16 protein-coding genes are annotated in these 18,220 nt (G+C 71.4%); 14 read left to right on the forward strand and 2 right to left on the reverse strand.

The features are described 5' to 3' along the window. The first annotated feature begins 722 nt into the window (after positions 1-722). The 9 genes from F0L46_RS14305 to F0L46_RS14345 all read left to right on the forward strand — a co-directional run bounded on the left by F0L46_RS14305 (position 723) and on the right by F0L46_RS14345 (position 10,295). On the forward strand, positions 723-1,232 hold the full coding sequence (locus tag F0L46_RS14305) for a DUF892 family protein (RefSeq protein WP_149818666.1): 510 nt from the start codon (positions 723-725) through the stop codon (positions 1,230-1,232). A gap of 185 nt (positions 1,233-1,417) precedes the next feature. Beyond that, positions 1,418-2,047, forward strand: coding sequence for a TetR/AcrR family transcriptional regulator (locus F0L46_RS14310; RefSeq protein ID WP_149818668.1), 630 nt, complete (start codon positions 1,418-1,420; stop codon positions 2,045-2,047). Between the two features lie 4 nt (positions 2,048-2,051). Beyond that, positions 2,052-3,236: an efflux RND transporter periplasmic adaptor subunit gene (locus F0L46_RS14315; protein WP_149818670.1), complete on the forward strand. Its 1,185-nt coding sequence runs from the start codon at positions 2,052-2,054 to the stop codon at positions 3,234-3,236. A gap of 120 nt (positions 3,237-3,356) precedes the next feature. Continuing rightward, the gene (locus F0L46_RS14320; RefSeq protein WP_149818672.1) at positions 3,357-6,491 is read left to right on the forward strand and encodes an efflux RND transporter permease subunit; all 3,135 of its coding nucleotides are present in this window, start codon (positions 3,357-3,359) and stop codon (positions 6,489-6,491) included. 90 nt (positions 6,492-6,581) lie between these two features. Further along, positions 6,582-7,214, forward strand: coding sequence for a bifunctional 4-hydroxy-2-oxoglutarate aldolase/2-dehydro-3-deoxy-phosphogluconate aldolase (gene eda, locus F0L46_RS14325; protein WP_149818674.1), 633 nt, complete (start codon positions 6,582-6,584; stop codon positions 7,212-7,214). A 73-nt stretch (positions 7,215-7,287) separates the two neighbouring features. After that, positions 7,288-8,265: a tellurite resistance TerB family protein gene (locus F0L46_RS14330; RefSeq protein WP_149818676.1), complete on the forward strand. Its 978-nt coding sequence runs from the start codon at positions 7,288-7,290 to the stop codon at positions 8,263-8,265. 302 nt (positions 8,266-8,567) lie between these two features. Beyond that, a complete protein-coding gene (locus tag F0L46_RS14335) occupies positions 8,568-9,149 on the forward strand; it encodes an NAD(P)H-dependent oxidoreductase (RefSeq protein ID WP_149818678.1) in 582 nt (193 codons plus the stop codon). Between the two features lies 1 nt (position 9,150). Continuing rightward, on the forward strand, positions 9,151-9,741 hold the full coding sequence (locus F0L46_RS14340) for an NAD(P)H-dependent oxidoreductase (RefSeq protein ID WP_149818680.1): 591 nt from the start codon (positions 9,151-9,153) through the stop codon (positions 9,739-9,741). A 74-nt stretch (positions 9,742-9,815) separates the two neighbouring features. Then, on the forward strand, positions 9,816-10,295 hold the full coding sequence (locus F0L46_RS14345) for a MarR family winged helix-turn-helix transcriptional regulator (protein WP_149818682.1): 480 nt from the start codon (positions 9,816-9,818) through the stop codon (positions 10,293-10,295). Here F0L46_RS14345 and chrA read toward each other — a convergent pair. Then, positions 10,279-11,607 (reverse strand): chromate efflux transporter, encoded by a 1,329-nt coding sequence (chrA, locus tag F0L46_RS14350; RefSeq protein WP_149818684.1) that lies wholly within the window; start codon positions 11,605-11,607, stop codon positions 10,279-10,281. The two genes, F0L46_RS14345 and chrA, sit on opposite strands and share 17 nt — an antisense overlap. 130 nt (positions 11,608-11,737) lie before the next feature. Between chrA and F0L46_RS14355 the strand changes: the two genes are divergently transcribed. Continuing rightward, positions 11,738-12,664: a DMT family transporter gene (locus F0L46_RS14355; RefSeq protein ID WP_149818686.1), complete on the forward strand. Its 927-nt coding sequence runs from the start codon at positions 11,738-11,740 to the stop codon at positions 12,662-12,664. A 130-nt stretch (positions 12,665-12,794) separates the two neighbouring features. Here F0L46_RS14355 and F0L46_RS14360 read toward each other — a convergent pair whose 3' ends face one another. Then, positions 12,795-13,772, reverse strand: a complete 978-nt coding sequence (locus tag F0L46_RS14360; RefSeq protein ID WP_240539996.1) for a 2-hydroxyacid dehydrogenase — start codon at positions 13,770-13,772, stop codon at positions 12,795-12,797. A 310-nt stretch (positions 13,773-14,082) separates the two neighbouring features. Here F0L46_RS14360 and F0L46_RS14365 point away from each other — a divergent pair, with 310 nt between their 5' ends. From F0L46_RS14365 to F0L46_RS14380, 4 genes are all read left to right on the forward strand, one after another. Then, positions 14,083-15,141: an ABC transporter ATP-binding protein gene (locus tag F0L46_RS14365; RefSeq protein ID WP_149818688.1), complete on the forward strand. Its 1,059-nt coding sequence runs from the start codon at positions 14,083-14,085 to the stop codon at positions 15,139-15,141. A 75-nt stretch (positions 15,142-15,216) separates the two neighbouring features. Next, entirely contained in the window at positions 15,217-16,536 is a 1,320-nt protein-coding gene (locus F0L46_RS14370; protein WP_149818690.1) for an ABC transporter substrate-binding protein, read from the forward strand. Between the two features lie 349 nt (positions 16,537-16,885). Then, positions 16,886-17,737: a carbohydrate ABC transporter permease gene (locus tag F0L46_RS14375; RefSeq protein WP_438646681.1), complete on the forward strand. Its 852-nt coding sequence runs from the start codon at positions 16,886-16,888 to the stop codon at positions 17,735-17,737. A gap of 70 nt (positions 17,738-17,807) precedes the next feature. Continuing rightward, a complete protein-coding gene (locus tag F0L46_RS14380) occupies positions 17,808-18,218 on the forward strand; it encodes an endonuclease domain-containing protein (protein WP_149818694.1) in 411 nt (136 codons plus the stop codon). Positions 18,219-18,220 lie beyond the last annotated feature (2 nt).

The following is an 18,220-nucleotide window of genomic DNA, read 5'->3' on the forward strand; positions in this document are numbered from 1 at the left end:
CCGCAACCAAACACACCAAAAGCCCCCTCCCACACACCACGGGGCTTTTTGACGTTCTGGGAGCTTGGCTCATCAGTACGGCCCACCCTCCCACCTCGTCCCCCGCCTTCGCGGGGGCAGCCTCCGAGCTGCCCCCGCAATGGACCTCGGAGGGCGCTCCAGAGGTCCTCGGACTGCCGGGGCAGAGGTGGTGCGTGCTTCGAGGCTCGCCTACGGCTCGCACCTCAGAGGCTGGCTCATAAGGACGGCCCACCTCCCACCTCGTCCCCCGCCTTCGCGGGGGCAGGCTTTGAGGCGCCCACGAAGTGGGCCTCGAACGGCGCTCAGGGATCGCCAGACGGCTGTGGCAGCGTCCTGCGTGCTTCGAGGCCCTGCTTTCGCAGGGCACCTCGGCATGAGGGCGGCAGGAGCAAGCCCCTTCGGGTCAGCCGATGAGGACAGAAGGAGGCGCACTGCGCAGGAGCAGTCCGCGCCGTTGCATCGCAGCCGGCCGCAGGGCCCTTCAGCCACCGGATCGGCAAGCGGGGGAGAGGGCCGCCACTTCGATCGCTGTGCTCCTCAACTCGGATGCGGCCGCGGTCAACCTGGCCAGCGCTCCCGTCCAGCCGAGCGCACGGCCGATCCGACGTTCTGCCGCGACCCAGGGGCGCACCCCCCTCCGGCCCGGAACCCCGCTCGTCGCGCCTCCGTTCATGACGCGATCCAACAACTCGGAGACCGACATGACCATGGATGCCCGCGCGATCTATCAGGGCGCGCTCGTGAACACCCACGCGATGGAGCAGCAGGGGCTGCAGCAGATGGAGAAGCAGATCGGGCGCCTCGAGCGCTACCCCGATTACCGCGCCCTCCTCGAGCGCCACGTCGCCACCACCAAGGGCCAGCTCACCCGCCTCGAAGCCGCGATGCAGGCCGCGGGCACGAGCCCGTCGGGCTTCAAGGAGACCGTGACCTCCATTGCCGGTCACATCGGAGCGCAGGTCCACGCGGCGTTCCAGGACGAGACCCTGAAGAACCTCTATGCGGGCTACGCCTATCAGTACGAGCAGATCGGCGCCTATCGCTCCCTCATCGCCATCGCGGAAGCCGCGGGCGAGACCGCGCACGTGGCGGGCTTCCGCCAGTCGGTGCAGGAGGAGGAGTCGGCCGCGCAGGCCGTGGCCGCCATCATCGAGCCCGTGACGCGGCGCTATGTCGAGCTCACCGTGGCCGGCGAGAAGGCCGACCGCTAACGCGCCACTCCGCCGCCCGTCATGATCCCGGCGGGCGGCGCCTTTCCCCTGTCGCGGGCCCATGTGCGCGTGCGCACCGCGCCGGGTCCCACCCCCGGCCATAACGCCGCGCCCCGAACAGTCGGGCTTGACCTGCGCGAGCCGGCTGTCTTATGAGAATGAACGTTCATTCTCATGGCTCAGGCATGCTCCACGTCCCTGTCGACGCTCTCACGGACCGCCATACCCGCATCCTGGACGCAGCGGAGCGCTGCTTCGCGCGCGCCGGGATCCATCGCACGACGATGCAGGACGTGGCGTCGGAGGCGGGCATGAGCCCCGGCAATCTCTATCGTTACTTCCCCTCCAAGGACGCGCTCGCCGCCGGCCTCGCCGAGCGTGACCGGGCGCAGCTCGCCGCGGATTTCGGCTTCCTGGCCGAAGCCGACGACTTCGTGTCCGCCTTCAAGGCGCTGGGGCGCAAGCACTTCATGGAGGAGCCCCGGGAGCGCTCGGTGCTCTGCCTGGAGATCTGGGCCGAGGCGACGCGCAACCCGAACTTCGCCGCCATGACCCATGCCTTCGAGCGCGAGCTCGTGGGGCGCATGAGCGGACTCTTCGCCGACGCCCAGCGGCGCGGCCGGCTGCCCGGCACGCTCGATCCCCATGCCGCGGCCGTCATGGTGTCGACCCTTGCCAACGGCCTGTTCGTGCGCCGCGCCGTGGCGCCGGGCTTCGACGCCGAGCGCGAGGTCGCCGCGGTGCTCACCATGATCGGCGCCGTCCTGCGCGGCGCCGTCGATCTCTCCCCGTCCGTCCAGCCCGAGAAGACCTGATCCGATGTCGTCCCCCCGCTCCCTCATCCTGCTGGCCGGACTGGCGCTCGTCGCCCCCGTGGGCTCCGCGGGCGCGCAGACGCCGGCGGCCCAGAGCCTCGCCCCCGCCGTGACGGTCGCGACCGCCCTGGAGCGGGAGCTCGTCGAGCGCGTCATCGTCACGGGCACCCTCATGCCGCGCGAGGAGATCCTCGTGGCGCCGGAGGTCGAGGGCCTGCGCATCGTCGAGGTGCGGGCGGAGGAGGGCGACCGGGTGGAGGCCGGCCAGGTGCTGGCGCGCCTGAACCGCGACCTCCTGGAGACCACGCTCGCCCAGAACAACGCCACCATCACCCGGGCCGCCGCCGCCATCGCCCAGGCCAAGAGCCAGATCGTCCAGGCTCAGGCCGCCGACGTCGAGGCGCGGCAGGCGCTGGAGCGGACGGAATCGCTGAGCCGCTCCGGCAACACCACCCAGGCGGCCCTGGAGCAGCGCGTCTCGGCCGCGCGGGCCGCGGAGGGGCGGCTCGCGGCCGCGCGGGACGCGCTCGCCATCGCCGAAGCCGACCGGGCCGCCGCCGAGGCGCAGCGCAAGGAGATCGAGGTGCGGCTCGCCCGCACCGAGATCAAGGCGCCCGCCGCCGGCATCGTGAGCCGCAAGAACGCCCGCGTGGGCGCGACGGCCTCCGGCGCGGGCGATCCGCTCTTCCGCATCATCAAGGACGGCGAGATCGAGCTCGAAGGCGAGATGACGGAAACGCAGCTCCCCCGCATCAAGGAGGGAGCCGCCGCGGAGGTGCGCATCGACGAGGACCGCACGGTCGCGGGGCGGGTGCGCAACGTCTATCCCGAGGTCGACCGTGCGACCCGCTTGGGCCGCGTCAGGATCTCGCTCGCCCGGGACCCGAGCCTGCGGGTCGGCTCGTTCGCCCGCGGCACGGTCGAGGTGGCGCGCCGCGCCGGCGTGGCGGTCCCCCTCGGCGCCGTGCTCTACGGCGCGGAGGGGCCGAGCGTGCAGGTCGTCGTGAACGACCGCGTCGAGACCCGGCGCGTGCGCACCGGCCTCTCGTCGGACGGCCTGATCGAGATCCGCGAGGGCGTCGCGGCGGGCGAGCCGGTGGTCGCGCGCGCGGGCAGCTTCCTGCGCCACGGCGACACGGTCCGCCCCATCGTCGCCGAGACCGCGCAAGGGGGGAGCGCTCGCCGATGACCGGCCTCCCGCCGCCCCGGGCCGCCCGACGGCCGCAATCCTTCCTGATGCCGGTCCCCGTGCCGCGCCGCGCGTCCCCCGGGACCGTGGCCGCCGCGATGCGGGGTGGAGTGCGCTGACATGCAGCTGAACGTCTCGGCCTGGGCCATCCGCAAGCCCATCCCCTCCATCGTGCTGTTCATCGTGCTGATGATCCTCGGGGTCTTCAGCTTCCGGCAGCTCCCGATCACGCGCTTTCCCAACATCGACATCCCGATCATCTCGGTGTCGGTGACCCAGGCGGGCGCCGCGCCGTCCGAGCTGCAGAACCAGGTCACGAAGCGGGTCGAGGACGCCATCGCCGGCCTCACCGGCGTGAAGCACATCATCTCGACCATCGCCGAGGGCGTCTCGACCACGACCATCGAGTTCCGTCTCGAGACGAACTCGGACCGGGCCGTCAACGACGTCAAGGACGCGATCGCCAAGATCCGCGCCGAGCTGCCGCGCACCATCGACGAGCCGATCGTGCAGCGCGTCGACGTGGCGGGCCTGCCGATCGTGACCTATGCGGCCTCGGCGCCCGCCATGACCCCGGAGGAGCTGTCCTGGTTCGTGGACGACGTGGTGGCGCGCGGGCTCCAGAGCGTGGCGGGCGTGGGCTCGGTGGCGCGCGTGGGCGGCGTCGACCGCGAGGTGCGGGTGACCCTCAAGCCCGATCGCCTGCTGGCGCTCGGCATCACGGCCGCGGAGGTGAACCGGCAGCTGCGCGCCACGAGCGTGGACCTTGCCGGCGGCCGGGCCGAGCTCGGCGGCAAGGAGCAGTCGATCCGCGCGCTGGGCAGCGCCCAGTCCCTGGAGAGCCTGCGCGGCACGACGATCATGCTCACCGGCGGCCGGCGCATCCGCCTCGACGAGGTCGCGGACGTGGCCGACACGTCGGCGGAGGCCCGCACCTTCGCGCGCTTCAACGGCGAGCCCGTGGTGGCCTTCTCGGTCACCCGTTCCAAGGGCGCGAGCGACGCCACCGTGGGCGAGGCCGTCGAGAAGAAGGTGGCGCAGCTCCAGGCCCAGAACCCGGACGTGCGCCTCTCCCTCATCGACACCTCCGTGACCTACACGGTGGGCAACTACGAATCCGCCATGCACACCCTCATCGAGGGCGCCTTGCTCGCGGTGCTCGTGGTGTTCATCTTCCTCAAGGACTGGCGCGCGACGCTCATCGCCTCGGTTGCCCTGCCGCTCTCCATCTTCCCCACCTTCTGGGCGATGGACGCCATGGGCTTCTCGCTCAACCTCGTCTCGCTTCTGGCCATCACCCTCGTGACGGGCATCCTCGTCGACGACGCCATCGTGGAGATCGAGAACATCGTGCGCCACCAGCGCATGGGGAAGAGCGCCTACCGGGCGGCGCTGGAGGCCGCGGACGAGATCGGGCTCGCCGTGATCGCGATCACCTTCACGATCGTGGCGGTCTTCGCGCCCGTGTCGTTCATGGGCGGCATCGCGGGGCAGTATTTCAAGCAGTTCGGCATCACGGTCGCGGCCGCGGTCTTGTTCTCGCTGCTCGTGGCGCGGCTCATCACGCCGATGATGGCGGCCTATTTCATGCGGGCCCACCCCCACGAGGAGCCCAGGGACGGCTTCATCATGCGCGCCTACACGCGCCTTGTGGGCTGGTCGGTTCGCTGGAAGTGGATCACGCTCGTGCTGGGCCTCGCCTTCTTCGCGGGCTCGATCTACTCGACGCGGCTGCTGCCTTCCGGCTTCCTGCCGGAGGGCGATGTGGGGCGCTCGCTCTTCATCGTCGAGCTGCCGCCGGGCACGCGCCTGGAGGACACCAAGGCTAAGACCGACATGCTGGCGCAGCGCCTGCGCGAGATGCCCGAGGTCTCGTCCGTCTTCGTGAACGGCGGCGTGCAGCTGCCGGGCAAGAAGGAGGTGCGGCTCGCGACGCTCACCGTGAACTACGTGCCCAAGGGCGAGCGCACGCTGCGCCAGCGCCAGCTGGAGGGCCGCGTGAGCGACATGTTCCGGGACGTGCCCGACATGCGCTTCTTCGCCCTGCAGGACAACGGCCAGCGCGGCATGTCGATGATCGTCAGCGGGCCCGACCCGGTGGTGATCGTCGAGACCGCGGCGAAGCTCCAGCGCGAGATGGCCTCGATCCCCTACCTGGAGAACGTGGTCTCGACGGCGCCGCTCAACCGGCCCGAGGTCCGCATCTCGCCCAAGCCCGAGCTCGCCGCCGAGCTCGGCGTCTCGACCGACCTCATCGCCGAGACGATCCGCGTGGGCTCCATCGGCGACGTCGGCGCGAATCTCGCGAAGTTCGACGTGGGCGACCGCCAGGTGCCGATCCGCGTCCAGCTGCCGGACGCCTCGCGCGGGGATCTCGACCTGATCCGCACCCTCAAGGTTCCGGCGCGGACGGGCGCGGTGCCGCTTGCGGCGGTGGCCGACATCACGCTCGGCCAGGGCCCCTCGTCCATCGACCGCTACGACCGCTCGCTGCGCGTGGCGCTCGAGGCGGACCTGCGCGGCACGGATGCGCTCGGCAAGGTGCTGGAGCAGGTCTACGCCCTGCCCACCGCCAAGAACCTGCCGCCTGGCGTCACCCTGAAGCAGACCGGCGACGCGGAGGTGATGGGCGAGGTGTTCGCGAGCTTCGGCAAGGCCATGGGCGCGGGCATCATGATGGTGCTCGGCGTGCTCATCCTGCTCTTCGCCAACTTCCTCCAGCCCTTCACCATCCTGCTCTCGCTGCCGCTCTCCATCGGCGGCGCGATCCTGGCGCTGGTGCTGACCCAGAAGGCGATCTCGCTGCCCGTGGTCATCGGCTTCCTGATGCTGATGGGCATCGTGACGAAGAACGCGATCATGCTCGTGGACTTCGCCATCGAGGAGATGGCCAAGGGCGTGGACCGGGTGACCGCCATCGTGGACGCGGGCCGCAAGCGCGCGCGGCCCATCGTGATGACCACCATCGCCATGGCGGCCGGCATGCTGCCCTCGGCCATGGCCTTCGGGGCGGGCGGCGAGTTCCGCGCCCCCATGGCCATCGCGGTGATCGGCGGCCTCATCGTGTCGACGATGCTCTCGCTCGTCTTCGTGCCGGCCTTCTTCGTGCTGATGGACGATCTGTCCCGCTTCTTCACCTGGGTCTTCGGCCGCTTCGTGGGGCCGCGCGACGAGCCCGGCGAGGGGGCCATGGTGGGGGTGTCGCCGCATCCGACGCCCTATCCGCCCGAGCCCTACAAGATCGCGGCCGAATAGCGCCGGACGAGCGGACCGCGAACCGGGGAGGGGGCCATTGGCCCCCTCTCTGCGTTCGGCTATCCCTTGAGGTCACTGGAGGGCCGACCCATGCCGCACGATCTCGCCGCGCTTCTCGCCCGCGCGCCCGTCATCCCCGTGATCGCCATCGAGGACGCCGGCCTCGCCGAGCCCCTGGCCGCGGCCCTCGTGGAGGCGGGCCTGCCCCTCATCGAGATCACCCTGCGGACCCCCGCCGCCCTCGACGCGATCCGGGCGGTGGCGCGGGCCGTGCCGGGCGCCGTGCCCATCGCCGGGACGGTGCTGGACGAGCGCCAGATCGCCGCCTCCTTGGACGCGGGCGCGCAGATGATCGTGACCCCCGGCACGCCCCTGGCGCTCGCCGAGGCGCTCGCGGGCTGCGGCGTCCCGGTCATGCCGGGCTGCGCGAGCCCCGGCGAAGCGATGGCGCTGTCGCGGCTCGGCTTCAACGCCTTGAAGTTCTTCCCCGCCGAGGCCTCGGGCGGGCCCCGCTGGCTCTCGGCGATCGCCGGGCCGCTGCCGCACCTCGTCTTCTGCCCCACGGGCGGCGTCACGCTCGCCAACGCGCCCGATTATCTGGCCCTGCCCAACGTGGCCTGCGTCGGGGGCACGTGGATCACCCCGAAGGCCGCGCTCCAGGCCCGGGACTTCGCCGCCATCGGGCGGCTTGCCCGGGAGGCGGCGGGGCTCAAGGGGCGCTGACGCCGGGCGGCCCCGGAACGGCTTGGCTGGTCTCGCGTTCGGTTCCTGACACCAATCGATCCGGGAGCCATCGATGTTCGACGCCAAGAAGCTTCTCGACGCCGTCGTGGGCGCCGTCGCCAAGCCAGGGGCGTCCGGCGCCACGGGCGAGACGCTCTCGCGCCTCCTCGGCCAGGCGACCCAGGGCCTGTCCCAGGGTGCCCAGCGCCTCGACGCCGCCACCGGTTCCGTGGGCGCGGGCGTCAACGAGGCGGCGCGCTCCGCCGTGGCGACGTCGCCCGCGGGCGACACGCTCGCCAAGGCCGGCGCCTATGTCCGGGCCAATCCCGGCCTCGCCGAGGCCGCGCTCGCCGGGGTCGCGGGGCTCCTGATCTCGTCGCGCCGCACGCGGGGCGTCGCCATGAACGCGGCGGCGGTGGGCGGGCTCGCGCTGATCGGCGGGCTCGCCTACAGCGCCTTCCAGAACAGCCGCTCCGGACGCCCGATTCTCGATACGGGAGCGGCCGGCACGGCTCCCGCGCTGGGCCTCGACGCCTTCCCGAACGCCGACGATCCGGCCCCGGCCCACGTGCCGAGCCCCGCCGCCACGCCGCCCGCGGGATCGGCCGCGCCGCAACTCGCCTCCGCCTCCCCGAACCCCCAGCCCGGCGGCGAGGAGGTCTCCCGCGTCCGGCCGGGGCGCGGCGACGTCAGCGACGACGACGCCGTCCTCCTCGTGCGGGCCATGGTGGCCGCGGCCTCCGCCGACGGCATCGTGGACCAGGCCGAGCGCTCGCGCATCATCTCCGGCCTCCAGCAGGCGGGCCTCGACCCGGACGCGACGGGCTTCCTGGAGCGCGAGCTGAGCCAGCCCGCCGACGTGGAGGAGCTCGCCGCCGGCATCACCGATCCCGACAAGGCCGCCCAGGTCTACACCGCCGCCCGCCTGGCCATCGACCCCGACACCCTCCAGGAACGCGAGTTCCTCCGCCGCCTCCAGGAGGCCCTGGATTTGGAGGATGATCTCGTGGCCCACATCGACGCCGCCGCCGCGACGGTGAAGGGGGAGTAGGGGGAGGGGCGCCGCTGTCATCCCCGGCCGGAACTGGCCGTCAGGCCAGTGTAGGGGAAGGGGATCCAGCACAGCTCTTGTCGCGAAGCGACGCCTTGTGCCCGTCCAGGGCCCTTGGCGGGCCCAAATGAGCCGCTACGCGGCGGCATCATTGCGCTGGATCCCCTTCCCCTCCGCGCGACAAGCGCGCTCCGGCCGGGGATGACACGGTGAGGCTAGGCCCGACACCGCGTCACGCCCCCTCGCAACCCGCACCTCACCCCTTGCCGTCACGCTTGTCCGGCGCGATGCTGGCGCCCTGCATGCGAATCCTCGTCCTCTACGCCCATCCCGATCCCGAGAGCTACGTCGCCGCCCTCCTGCGGGCGAGCCTCGAGGCGCTGGCGCGGGCGGGGCACGAGGCGGATCTGTGCGATCTCTATGCCGACGGCTTCGATCCGGTCCTCAGCCTCGGCGAGCGCCGCTCCTATCACGCGGTGCCGGAGAACCGGCGGGGCGTGGAGGATTACGTGCGGCGGCTGGAGCGGGCGGAGGGCCTGCTCCTCGTCCATCCTGTGTGGAACTTCGGCTATCCCGCGATCCTGAAAGGGTTTCTCGATCGCGTCTTCCTGCCGGGCGTGAGCTTTCGCATCGAGGCCGGGACCGTGGTGCCGAACCTCACCCATCTGCGCCTGCTCGGCGCCGTCACCACCTACGGCGCGCCGCGCTGGCGGGCGATGCTCGTCGGCGATCCGCCGCGGCGGGTCACCGGGCGGATGCTACGGGTGCTCGCCGCGCCCCGGGCCCGCTTCGTCTACCTGGCCCATTACGACATGAATCGCTCGACGCCGGACAGTCGCGCCCGCTTCCTCGCCCGGGTCTCGGGCACGCTCGGGGGCCTGTGACATGCGCGTGCTCGTCGTCTACGTCCATCCCTGCCCCGAGAGCTACGCGGCCGCGCTCCGCGACCGGGCGCTCGCGGCGCTGGCCCGGGCCGGCCACGAGACCCGCGTCCTCGACCTCTACGGCATGGGCTTCGATCCCGTGATGGGGGCGCAGGAGCGGCGGGACTACCACACGCCCGGCGACAACGAGCGCCCCGTGGCCGAGCACCTCGCCGCCTTGCGCTGGGCCGAGGGGCTGATCTTCGTCTATCCCACCTGGTGGTACGGCCTGCCCGCGATGCTCAAGGGCTGGCTCGACCGGGTCTGGATCCCCCACGCCACGTTCCGCATGCCCGAGGACGGCAAGCCGATTTCGCGGGTGCTCACCAATATCCGGGTGATCGGCGCGATCTCGACGCTCGGCAGCCCCGCCTGGTGGTGGTGGATCGTCGGCATGCCGGGGCGGCGCACCCTGCTCACGGGCCTCAGCGTGCTGTGCGCGCCGCGCTGCCGTACGTTCTGGCTCGGCCATCACAGCATGGACGCGTCGACCCCGGCGAGCCGCGCGCGCTTCCTCGACCGGGTGGAGCGGCGCCTCGCCCGCCTGGCCTGACCCTCGTCGGGGCCCTGTCATCCAACCGTCATGGGAGGCGGTCAGGGTGCGAACTTCGGATCCGAGGGGTTTGCATGCGGTCTCGCCACCATCCAGGCCTGGAGAGCGTCGGTTGGGCGCTGGTGCAGGCCGCGCGCCTGCACAGGGCCCGCGTGAGCGAGCGGCTCGGCGCGGTCGGGCTGTTCGCGGGGCAAGAAAGCGTCATCCTCGCCCTCGCCGACGGCCCGATGACCATGGGCGAGCTGGCGGACCTCCTGCGTGTGCGGCCTCCCACGGCCTCGAAGACGGTGTCGCGCCTGTCATCCGCGGGGCTCCTGGAGCGGCGCGCCGGGTCGGGCGACGGCCGCCTCGTGCGCGTGGGGCTGACCTCTGCGGGCGAGGCCAAGGCGCGGGCGCTGGCGGGCCTGTGGGACGAGATCGACGAGGAGATGCTGGCGGGCCTCTCGCGCGACGAGCGCGCCAGGCTCCTCTCCCTCCTGCGCCGGGTCGCCGACAGGCCCGACGGGGCCTCGGGCGCCGAGCCCTACGACCCGGCGTTCAGCGCGCCAGCGTGAGCGCCAGCCCCGCCGCCGCCCCGATCGCCACCGCCCGCACCACGCCCCAGTGCAGCCGGAACAGGATGACAGCCGCGAGCGCCGCGAGCAGGGCCGCGTCCCAGCGCAGGCTCGTCCAGTCCGGCCACGGCAGGCTGACGGGCCCGAGCCGCGCGGTGCCGCTCGATGCGAAGAGCACGCTCACCGCGAAGCGCACGGCGAGCGTCGCGATGACGCCCACCACCGCCGCCGTGACGGCCGCGAGCGCGCCCGCGAGCCGCCGGTTCGCCACGATCCGCTCCAGATAGGGCCCGCCCACGAAGATCCACAGGAACGAGGGCGCGAAGGTCACCCACACGGTAATGAGCGCGCCGAGCGTCGCGGCCACGTAAGGAGGGAAGGGGGCGGGGGCCCGGAACGCGGCGAGGAAGCCCACGAACTGGTTCACGAGGATCGTCGGCCCGGGCGTGGTCTCGGCGAGGCCGAGGCCGTCGACCATCTCGCCCGGCGTCACCCAGGCCCGCTGGACGGCGACGTCCGTCAGATAGGCGAGCACCGCATAGGCGCCGCCGAAGGTCACCACGGCGAGCTTCGAGAACAGGAGGCCGATCTCGACGAGGATGTGCCCGCTCCCGAGCGCCAGGGCCGCGGCCCCGACGGGCAGCCACCACAGGATCAGGGCCGCGCCGGCGGCAGCGAACGCGCCGCCCGCCGGGCGCGCGGGCGGTGCCGGCGCCTCGTCCCCGGTGAAGCCGAACCAGCCCGGGTGCTCGCGGCTCGCCGCAAGCCCGAACAGGCCCGCCGCGACGACGACCAGGGGAAAGGGCACGGGAAGCGCCAGGAGCGCCGCGAAGGCGAGTGCCGCGATGGTGACGAGCACCCGCGTCTTCATCGCCCGCCGGGCGATGCGCTGGACCGCCTCGACGATGATCGCGAGCACCGCCGCCTTGATGCCCAGGAAGATCCCCTCGACGAGCGGCGAGCCCCGCCCGGCGGCGTAGAACAGCGACAGGGCGAGCATCACGAGCGCGCCGGGCAGGACGAAGAACAGGCCCGCCACGAGCCCGCCGCGCACCCCGTGCAGGCGCCAGCCCATATAGGTCGCGAGCTGCTGCGCCTCGGGCCCGGGGAGGAGGGTGACGAAGTTGAGGGCGTTGAGGAACGCGCGCTCGTCGAGCCAGCGGCGCTCGTCCACCACGAATCGGTGCATGAGCGCGATCTGCCCCGCCGCGCCGCCGAAGGAGAGGAGCCCCACCTTCAGCCACAGCCGGGAGGCCTGCCCGAGCGAGATCGCGGGAGGGGCGTCGGCGCCCGAGGGGAGGAGGTCTGGCATGCGAGGGAGAAGCAGCCTGCGGCGGGGTTCGTTCCGGCCCTCACGGTGGACCGAGGCCGGCTCTCCGCGCAAGGGGCCCCTGTGCCCCTCCGGCCTCGTCAGGCCCGCCCGCCTCGTCTAGGGTCGAGCCATGCAGACCCCCCGACAGAGCGCCGCCTCGGACCTGCCGAGCACCGGCGAGGTCGAGCGCCGCCGCCGGCTCGCCGGCATCGGCCTCATGTGCTGCGCCCTGATGTGCTTTGCGGGCCTCGACGCGTCGGCCAAGTGGGTGAACCAGTTCGTCGATCCGCTCCAGACCGTCTGGGCGCGCTACGCGGTGAGCGTGGTGATCGTCGCCTTCTTCGTGAACCCCATCACCACGCCGGGCGTGTCCCGCACCCGCCGCCCCTGGCTCCAGGCCGGCCGTTCGCTCCTGTTGCTCGCCTCGACGGCGCTCAACTTCATCGCCCTGCAATATCTTCAGCTCGCGGAGGCGATCTCGATCCAGTTCATGACGCCGTTCCTCGTGGCGCTGCTCGCCGGCCCGATCCTCGGCGAATGGGTCGGGCCCCGGCGGCTCGTGGCGATCTCGGTGGGGTTCCTCGGGGTTCTCGTCATCACCCGCCCGGGCCTGGGCGGGCTGCACCCGGCGGCCTTCCTCTCGGCGCTCGGGTCGGTGTGCTACGCCCTCTACGGCATCTCGACCCGCGTCCTCGCGGCGCACGATTCCTCGCGCACCACGATGGTCTATTCGGGGGCGGCCGGCGTCGCGATCATGACGCCCATCGTGCCCTTCGTCTGGAGCGCGCCGCCCTCCGGGCTCGGCTGGGCGCTCCTCTTCGCGGTTGGGGTGTTCGGGGCCGTGGGGCACTGGCTCCTGATCCTCGCCCATGCCCGGGCGCCGGCGCCGATCCTGTCGCCCTTCATCTACACGCAGATCGTCTGGATGATCGCGCTCGGCTGGCTCGTCTTCGGCCAGCTTCCCGACGCCTGGACGCTCGGCGGCGCGGGCGTCGTGGTCGCCTCGGGGCTGTACCTGCTCTACCGGGAGCAGGTGAGAAGCCGGGAGCGCGCGTGACTCCCTCCCCCTTGCGGGGAGAGGTCGGGGGTGGGGGTCGCAAAGTCGGAGCTAGCGGGGAGGTCGGGAGAACGCAGGCTGCTACAGCTCTATCCTCGGCTGGCCGCGGATGGCGTCCCGACCCCCACCCCTAGCCCCTCCCCGCAAGGGGGAGGGGGACTGGCGTTTCCGCCACGGGGGTCAGCGCGCCCCGGCCGTCGAACCACGAGACGAGGTTGTCCACCACGAGCTGGCCCATGGCGTTGCGGGTGTGGACGGAGGCGGAGCCCACATGGGGCAGGAGCACCACGTGCTCCATGGCGATGAGCTCGGCCGGCACCCGGGGCTCGTCCTCGAACACGTCGAGGCCCGCCGAGAGGATCGCCCCTTGCCGGAGCGCGTCGATCAGCGCCCGCTCGTCCACCACCGTGCCGCGCGCCACGTTGACGAGGATGCCCTCGGGGCCGAGCGCCTCCAGCACGGGGGCGTTCACCATGTGGCGCGTCTCCGGGCCGCCGGGGGTGACGACCATGAGCACGTCGGCGTCGCGCGCCATCTCGACGAGATCGCCGTAGAACCGGTAGGGCACGTCGGGCTGGGCGCGCCGCCCGTGATAGACCACCTCGAGGCCGAAGGCCTGGAGCCGCGTCGCGATCGCCTTGCCGATGCGCCCTAAGCCCAGGATGCCCACGCGCCGGCCCCGCAAGGTGGCGGTGAGGGGATAGGGGCGCTCGAGCCAGCGCCCCGCCCGCAGGTGGGCCTCCGCCTGCGGCAGCTGGCGCACCGTGGAGATCAGGAGGCCCAGCGCGAGATCCGCCACCTCGTCGGTGAGGACGTCGGGGGTGTTCGTCACCACGACGCCGCGCTCGCCCGCATGGGCGGCGTCCACATGGTCGTAGCCCACCCCGAAGCTCGCCACGATCTCCAGCCGGGGCAGGCGGTCGATGACCGCCGCGGTCACCGGCGCGTGCGATCCCGCCGCGATGCCGCGGACGCGCTCGGCGAGCTCGGCGAGCGCGCGCTCGGGGTCGGGCGCCTCCCACAGCCGGTGCAGGGTGAAGCGGGCGGCGATCCCCTCCACGATGAGCGGCATCATCGGCGCGAGCATCAGGATGTCGGGCTTCTCCACGCGATTCCTCCGTTTGCGGCCCCATTTTCGGGGTCTATGGTCCGGTGGGACCGATTCGATGTCTCTTTCGGCTTGATCTCGCGGCGCCGAGTGCCGATGATGACGGCCAAGATCACGAGCGGCAAGCTCCGGCAAGAGAGCCAAAGCCGCGATCCGCATCGGCGGGAGGAAACGCATGGTACCCCAGACGGCAGGGCGCATCCGCCCCGTACCCCAACCCCACGGCTTCCTCCGCTTCCGCTAATCCGCACGCGTCGCCGTCCGATCCCGGACGGCGCGGCCGCTTCAGCACGAAGACCCAAGGGAATCCATGGCTGCAGTCGAGATCCGGGACGTCCGCAAGAGCTTCGGCGCGACGCCCATCATCCACGGGGTGTCGATCGACATCCGGGACGGTGAGTTCGTCATCCTGGTGGGGCCGTCGGGCTGCGGGAAATCCACCCTGCTGCGCATGATCGCGGGGCTGGAGAACGTGACGGGAGGCGAGATCCGCATCGCCGACCGGGTGGTGAACAACATGCCGCCCAAGGAGCGGGACATCGCCATGGTGTTCCAGAACTACGCGCTCTACCCGCACATGACCGTGGCCGACAACATGGCCTTCTCCATGAAGCTGCGGGGCGCGCCGCAGGCCGAGATCGAGACCCGGGTGAGCAAGGCGGCGGGGATCCTCGGCCTCACGCAGCTCCTCGACCGCTTCCCGCGCCAGCTCTCGGGCGGCCAGCGCCAGCGCGTCGCCATGGGCCGCGCCATCGTGCGCGACCCGCAGGTCTTCCTCTTCGACGAGCCGCTCTCCAACCTCGACGCCAAGCTGCGCGTGGCGATGCGCACCGAGATCAAGGAGCTGCACCAGCGCCTCAAGACCACGACGGTCTACGTCACCCACGACCAGATCGAGGCCATGACCATGGCCGACAAGATCGTCGTCATGCATGACGGCATCGTCGAGCAGATGGGCTCGCCCCTCGATCTCTACGACCGGCCCGACAACGTCTTCGTCGCGGGCTTCATCGGCAGCCCGTCCATGAACTTCATCACGGGGCGCGTCGAGAACGGCGCCTTCGTCACGGGCGACGGCATCCGCCTGCCGCTCGGCGGGGCGCCCGCCGCGGCGGAAGGCCGGCCGGTGATCTACGGCCTGCGGCCCGAGCATGTGAGCCTCGACGACAACGGCGTGCCCGTCGAGGTCGTCGTCATCGAGCCCACGGGCTCGGAGACGCAGGTGGTGGTGAAGCTCGGCGCCCAGGAGCTCGTGACGGTGTTTCGCGAGCGCATCGGCGTGCAGCCGGGCGCGCAGATCCGCATCAGCCCCAACCCGGCATTGGTGCACCTCTTCGACGAGGCGACGGGCAAGCGCCTCGTCGCCTGACGCTCGTCCACCCCCGGCGGAACGGGACCGCCGCGGGGATCTCAACGATGTCCAAACCCGTATCCGGAGGACTCCATGACCATCTCCAGACGCGACCTTCTCCTCGGCGCCACGGGCCTTGCGGCCGCGGGCACCGTCGCCTCGCCGGGCCAGGTCTTCGCCCAGGCCGCGGGCGCCCCGAAATACACCCCTGAGCCCGGCGCCACCCTGCGCCTGCTGCGCTGGGCGCCCTTCGTGAAGGGCGACGACGAGGCCTGGCTCGCCAACACCAAGAAGTTCTCCGACGCCACGGGCGTGCAGGTGCGCGTCGACAAGGAGAGCTGGGAGGACATCCGCCCGAAGGCGGCGGTGGCCGCCAACGTGGGCTCCGGCCCCGACCTGATGCTGGTGTGGTTCGACGACCCGTTCCAGTACCCTGAGAAGCTCCTCGACGTCACCGACATCGCCACCGACCTCGGCAACCGCTTCGGCGGCTGGTACGAGGGCCCGAAGGGCTACGGCCAGACCAAGGACGGCAAGTTCGTCGCCCTGCCGCTCGCCACCATCGGCAACGGCCTCGTCTGGCGCCAGTCGGTCATCGAGAAGGCCGGCTTCAAGGACATGCCGACCGACACCAAGGGCTTCCTGGAGCTCTGCCAGGCGCTCGCCAAGAACAACCTGCCGCGCGCCGGCTTCGCCATGGGCAACGCGGTCGGCGACGGCAACAACTTCGCCCACTGGATCGTCTGGAGCCACGGCGGCCAGATGGTGGACGAATCCGGCAAGGTGGTCATCAACTCGCCGGAGACCATCGCGGCGTTGAACTACGCCCGGGAGCTCTACAAGACCTTCATCCCCGGCACGGAAGGCTGGCTCGACATCAACAACAACCGCGCCTGGCTCGCCGGCGAGGTGGGCGTGACCGCGAACGGCGTCTCGATCTACTACTCGACCAAGAACGAGGCGCGCTTCAAGGAGATCGCCGACGACACCCGCTCGTCGATCCTTCCCGTCGGCCCCGTGGGCAAGCCCATCGAGCTGCACCAGACCACCTCGGCGATCATCTTCCGCCACACGAAGTTCCCGAATGCGGCCCGGGCCTACCTGCAGTTCATGTACGACAAGCCGCAGATGGACGCCTGGATCGGCGGATCGAGCGCCTATTGCTGCCCGGCGCTGAAGGGATTCATCGACAACCCCGTCTGGAACGCGGATCCGGTGCACAAGCCCTATGCGCGCGCCTCGGAGACCCTGCGGCCGAACGGCTATGCCGGCCCGCTCGGCTTCGCCTCCGCCGCCACCATGGCGGACTACGTGATGGTCAACATGGTGGCCGAGGCCGCCACGGGCCAGCGCACGCCCGAGGAAGCCGCCAAGCGCGCCGAGACCCGGGCGAACCGCGTCTACAAGGTGTGACGCCATTCTCCTCTCCCCGCCGGGCGGGGAGAGGGCTCCGGCTGCGGAATGGCAGCCGGAGCGAGCGAACGAAGTGAGCGGGGGTGAGGGGGTCTGTCCGGATGGAGCTCCGTCCTGATGCGCCCCCTCACCGTCGGGCTGCCGCCCTTAGCTGTAGGCCCCGGCAAGGGGGCCTGAAGCCCTCTCCCCGCATCGCTGGGAGAGGTGACCGACGCCGCTCGCCCGCGCCGCACGACCACCCGAGGACCCCACGATGGCCACCACCGCCGCCCTGAGCCGCCCCGCGCCCCGGGAGACCACCCTCGCCGAGCGCATCCTGCAGGACAGGAACGTCCTCGGCATCCTCTTCATGCTGCCGGCTGCGGCCTTCCTGTTCCTGTTCCTGACCTATCCGCTGGGCCTCGGCGTCTATCTCGGCTTCACGGATACCCGGATCGGGCGCGCCGGCGTCTGGGTCGGCTTCGAGAACTACGAGTCGCTGTGGGGCGATTCCGTCTTCTGGCTGTCGGTGTTCAACACCTTCCTCTACACCTTCGTGGCCTCGATCCTGAAGTTCATGCTGGGCCTGTGGCTGGCGCTGCTCCTGAACGAGCACCTGCCGTTCAAGGCCCTCATCCGCGCCATCGTGCTCCTGCCCTGGGTGGTGCCCACGGTCCTGTCGGCGATCGCGTTCTGGTGGATCTTCGACGCCCAGTTCTCCATCGTGACCTGGTCGCTCCAGAAGCTCGGGCTCGTGCAGGGCTCGATCAACTGGCTCGGCGACCCGCAGATCGCCCGCGCCTCCGTGATCGCGGCCAATGTCTGGCGCGGCATCCCCTTCGTGGCGATCACGCTGCTCGCGGGTCTCCAGACCATCCCGCCGTCCCTCCACGAGGCCGCGACCCTCGACGGGGCGACGTCCTGGCAGCGCTTCTGGCACATCACCCTGCCGATGCTCTCGCCGATCATCGCCGTGGTCATGACCTTCTCGGTCCTGTTCACCTTCACCGACTTCCAGCTCATCTACGTGCTGACCCGCGGCGGGCCGCTCAACGCCACCCACCTCATGGCGACGCTGAGCTTCCAGCGCGCCATCCCGGGCGGCCAGCTCGGCGAGGGCGCGGCCATCGCGGTCGCCATGGTGCCCTTCCTCCTGGGAGCCATCATGTTCAGCTATTTCGGCCTGCAGCGCCGCCGCTGGCAGCAGGGCGGGCAGGATTAAAGAACTCCCCTCTCCCGGATGGGAGAGGGGCAGGGGGTGAGGGATCACGCCAGACCAGGGGACCGAGACCTTGACGACGCGCCAACGCCGATTTGCCCGCTCGCTTCGCCAAACCGCCACCTCGGCGGAGGACGTTCTGTGGCAGGCGCTGCGCGGCCGTCGCCTCGCGGGCCTCAAGTTCCGGCGGCAGGTGCCGCTCCTGACCTACACCCTCGACTTCGCCTGCATCGAGCGCCGCCTCGTGGTCGAGCTCGACGGCCGGCAGCACGAGTGGTTCGCCGAGTACGACGAGACGCGCACGAAGGAGATCGAGAGGGAGGGATTCACGGTGATCCGGTTCGCGAACCAGCAGGTCACGGAGGATCTCGATGCCGTGCTCGCCGCCATCTGCGCGGCGGCGGCGCAGTGCGAACCTCCCCGTCTGGCCACCCTCACCCCCGGCCCCTCTCCCATCCGGGAGAGGGGAGAGTCGCGCACCTGATC

Source organism: Salinarimonas soli (assembly GCF_008386575.1).
Classification (GTDB): Bacteria; Pseudomonadota; Alphaproteobacteria; order Rhizobiales; family Beijerinckiaceae; genus Salinarimonas_A; species Salinarimonas_A soli.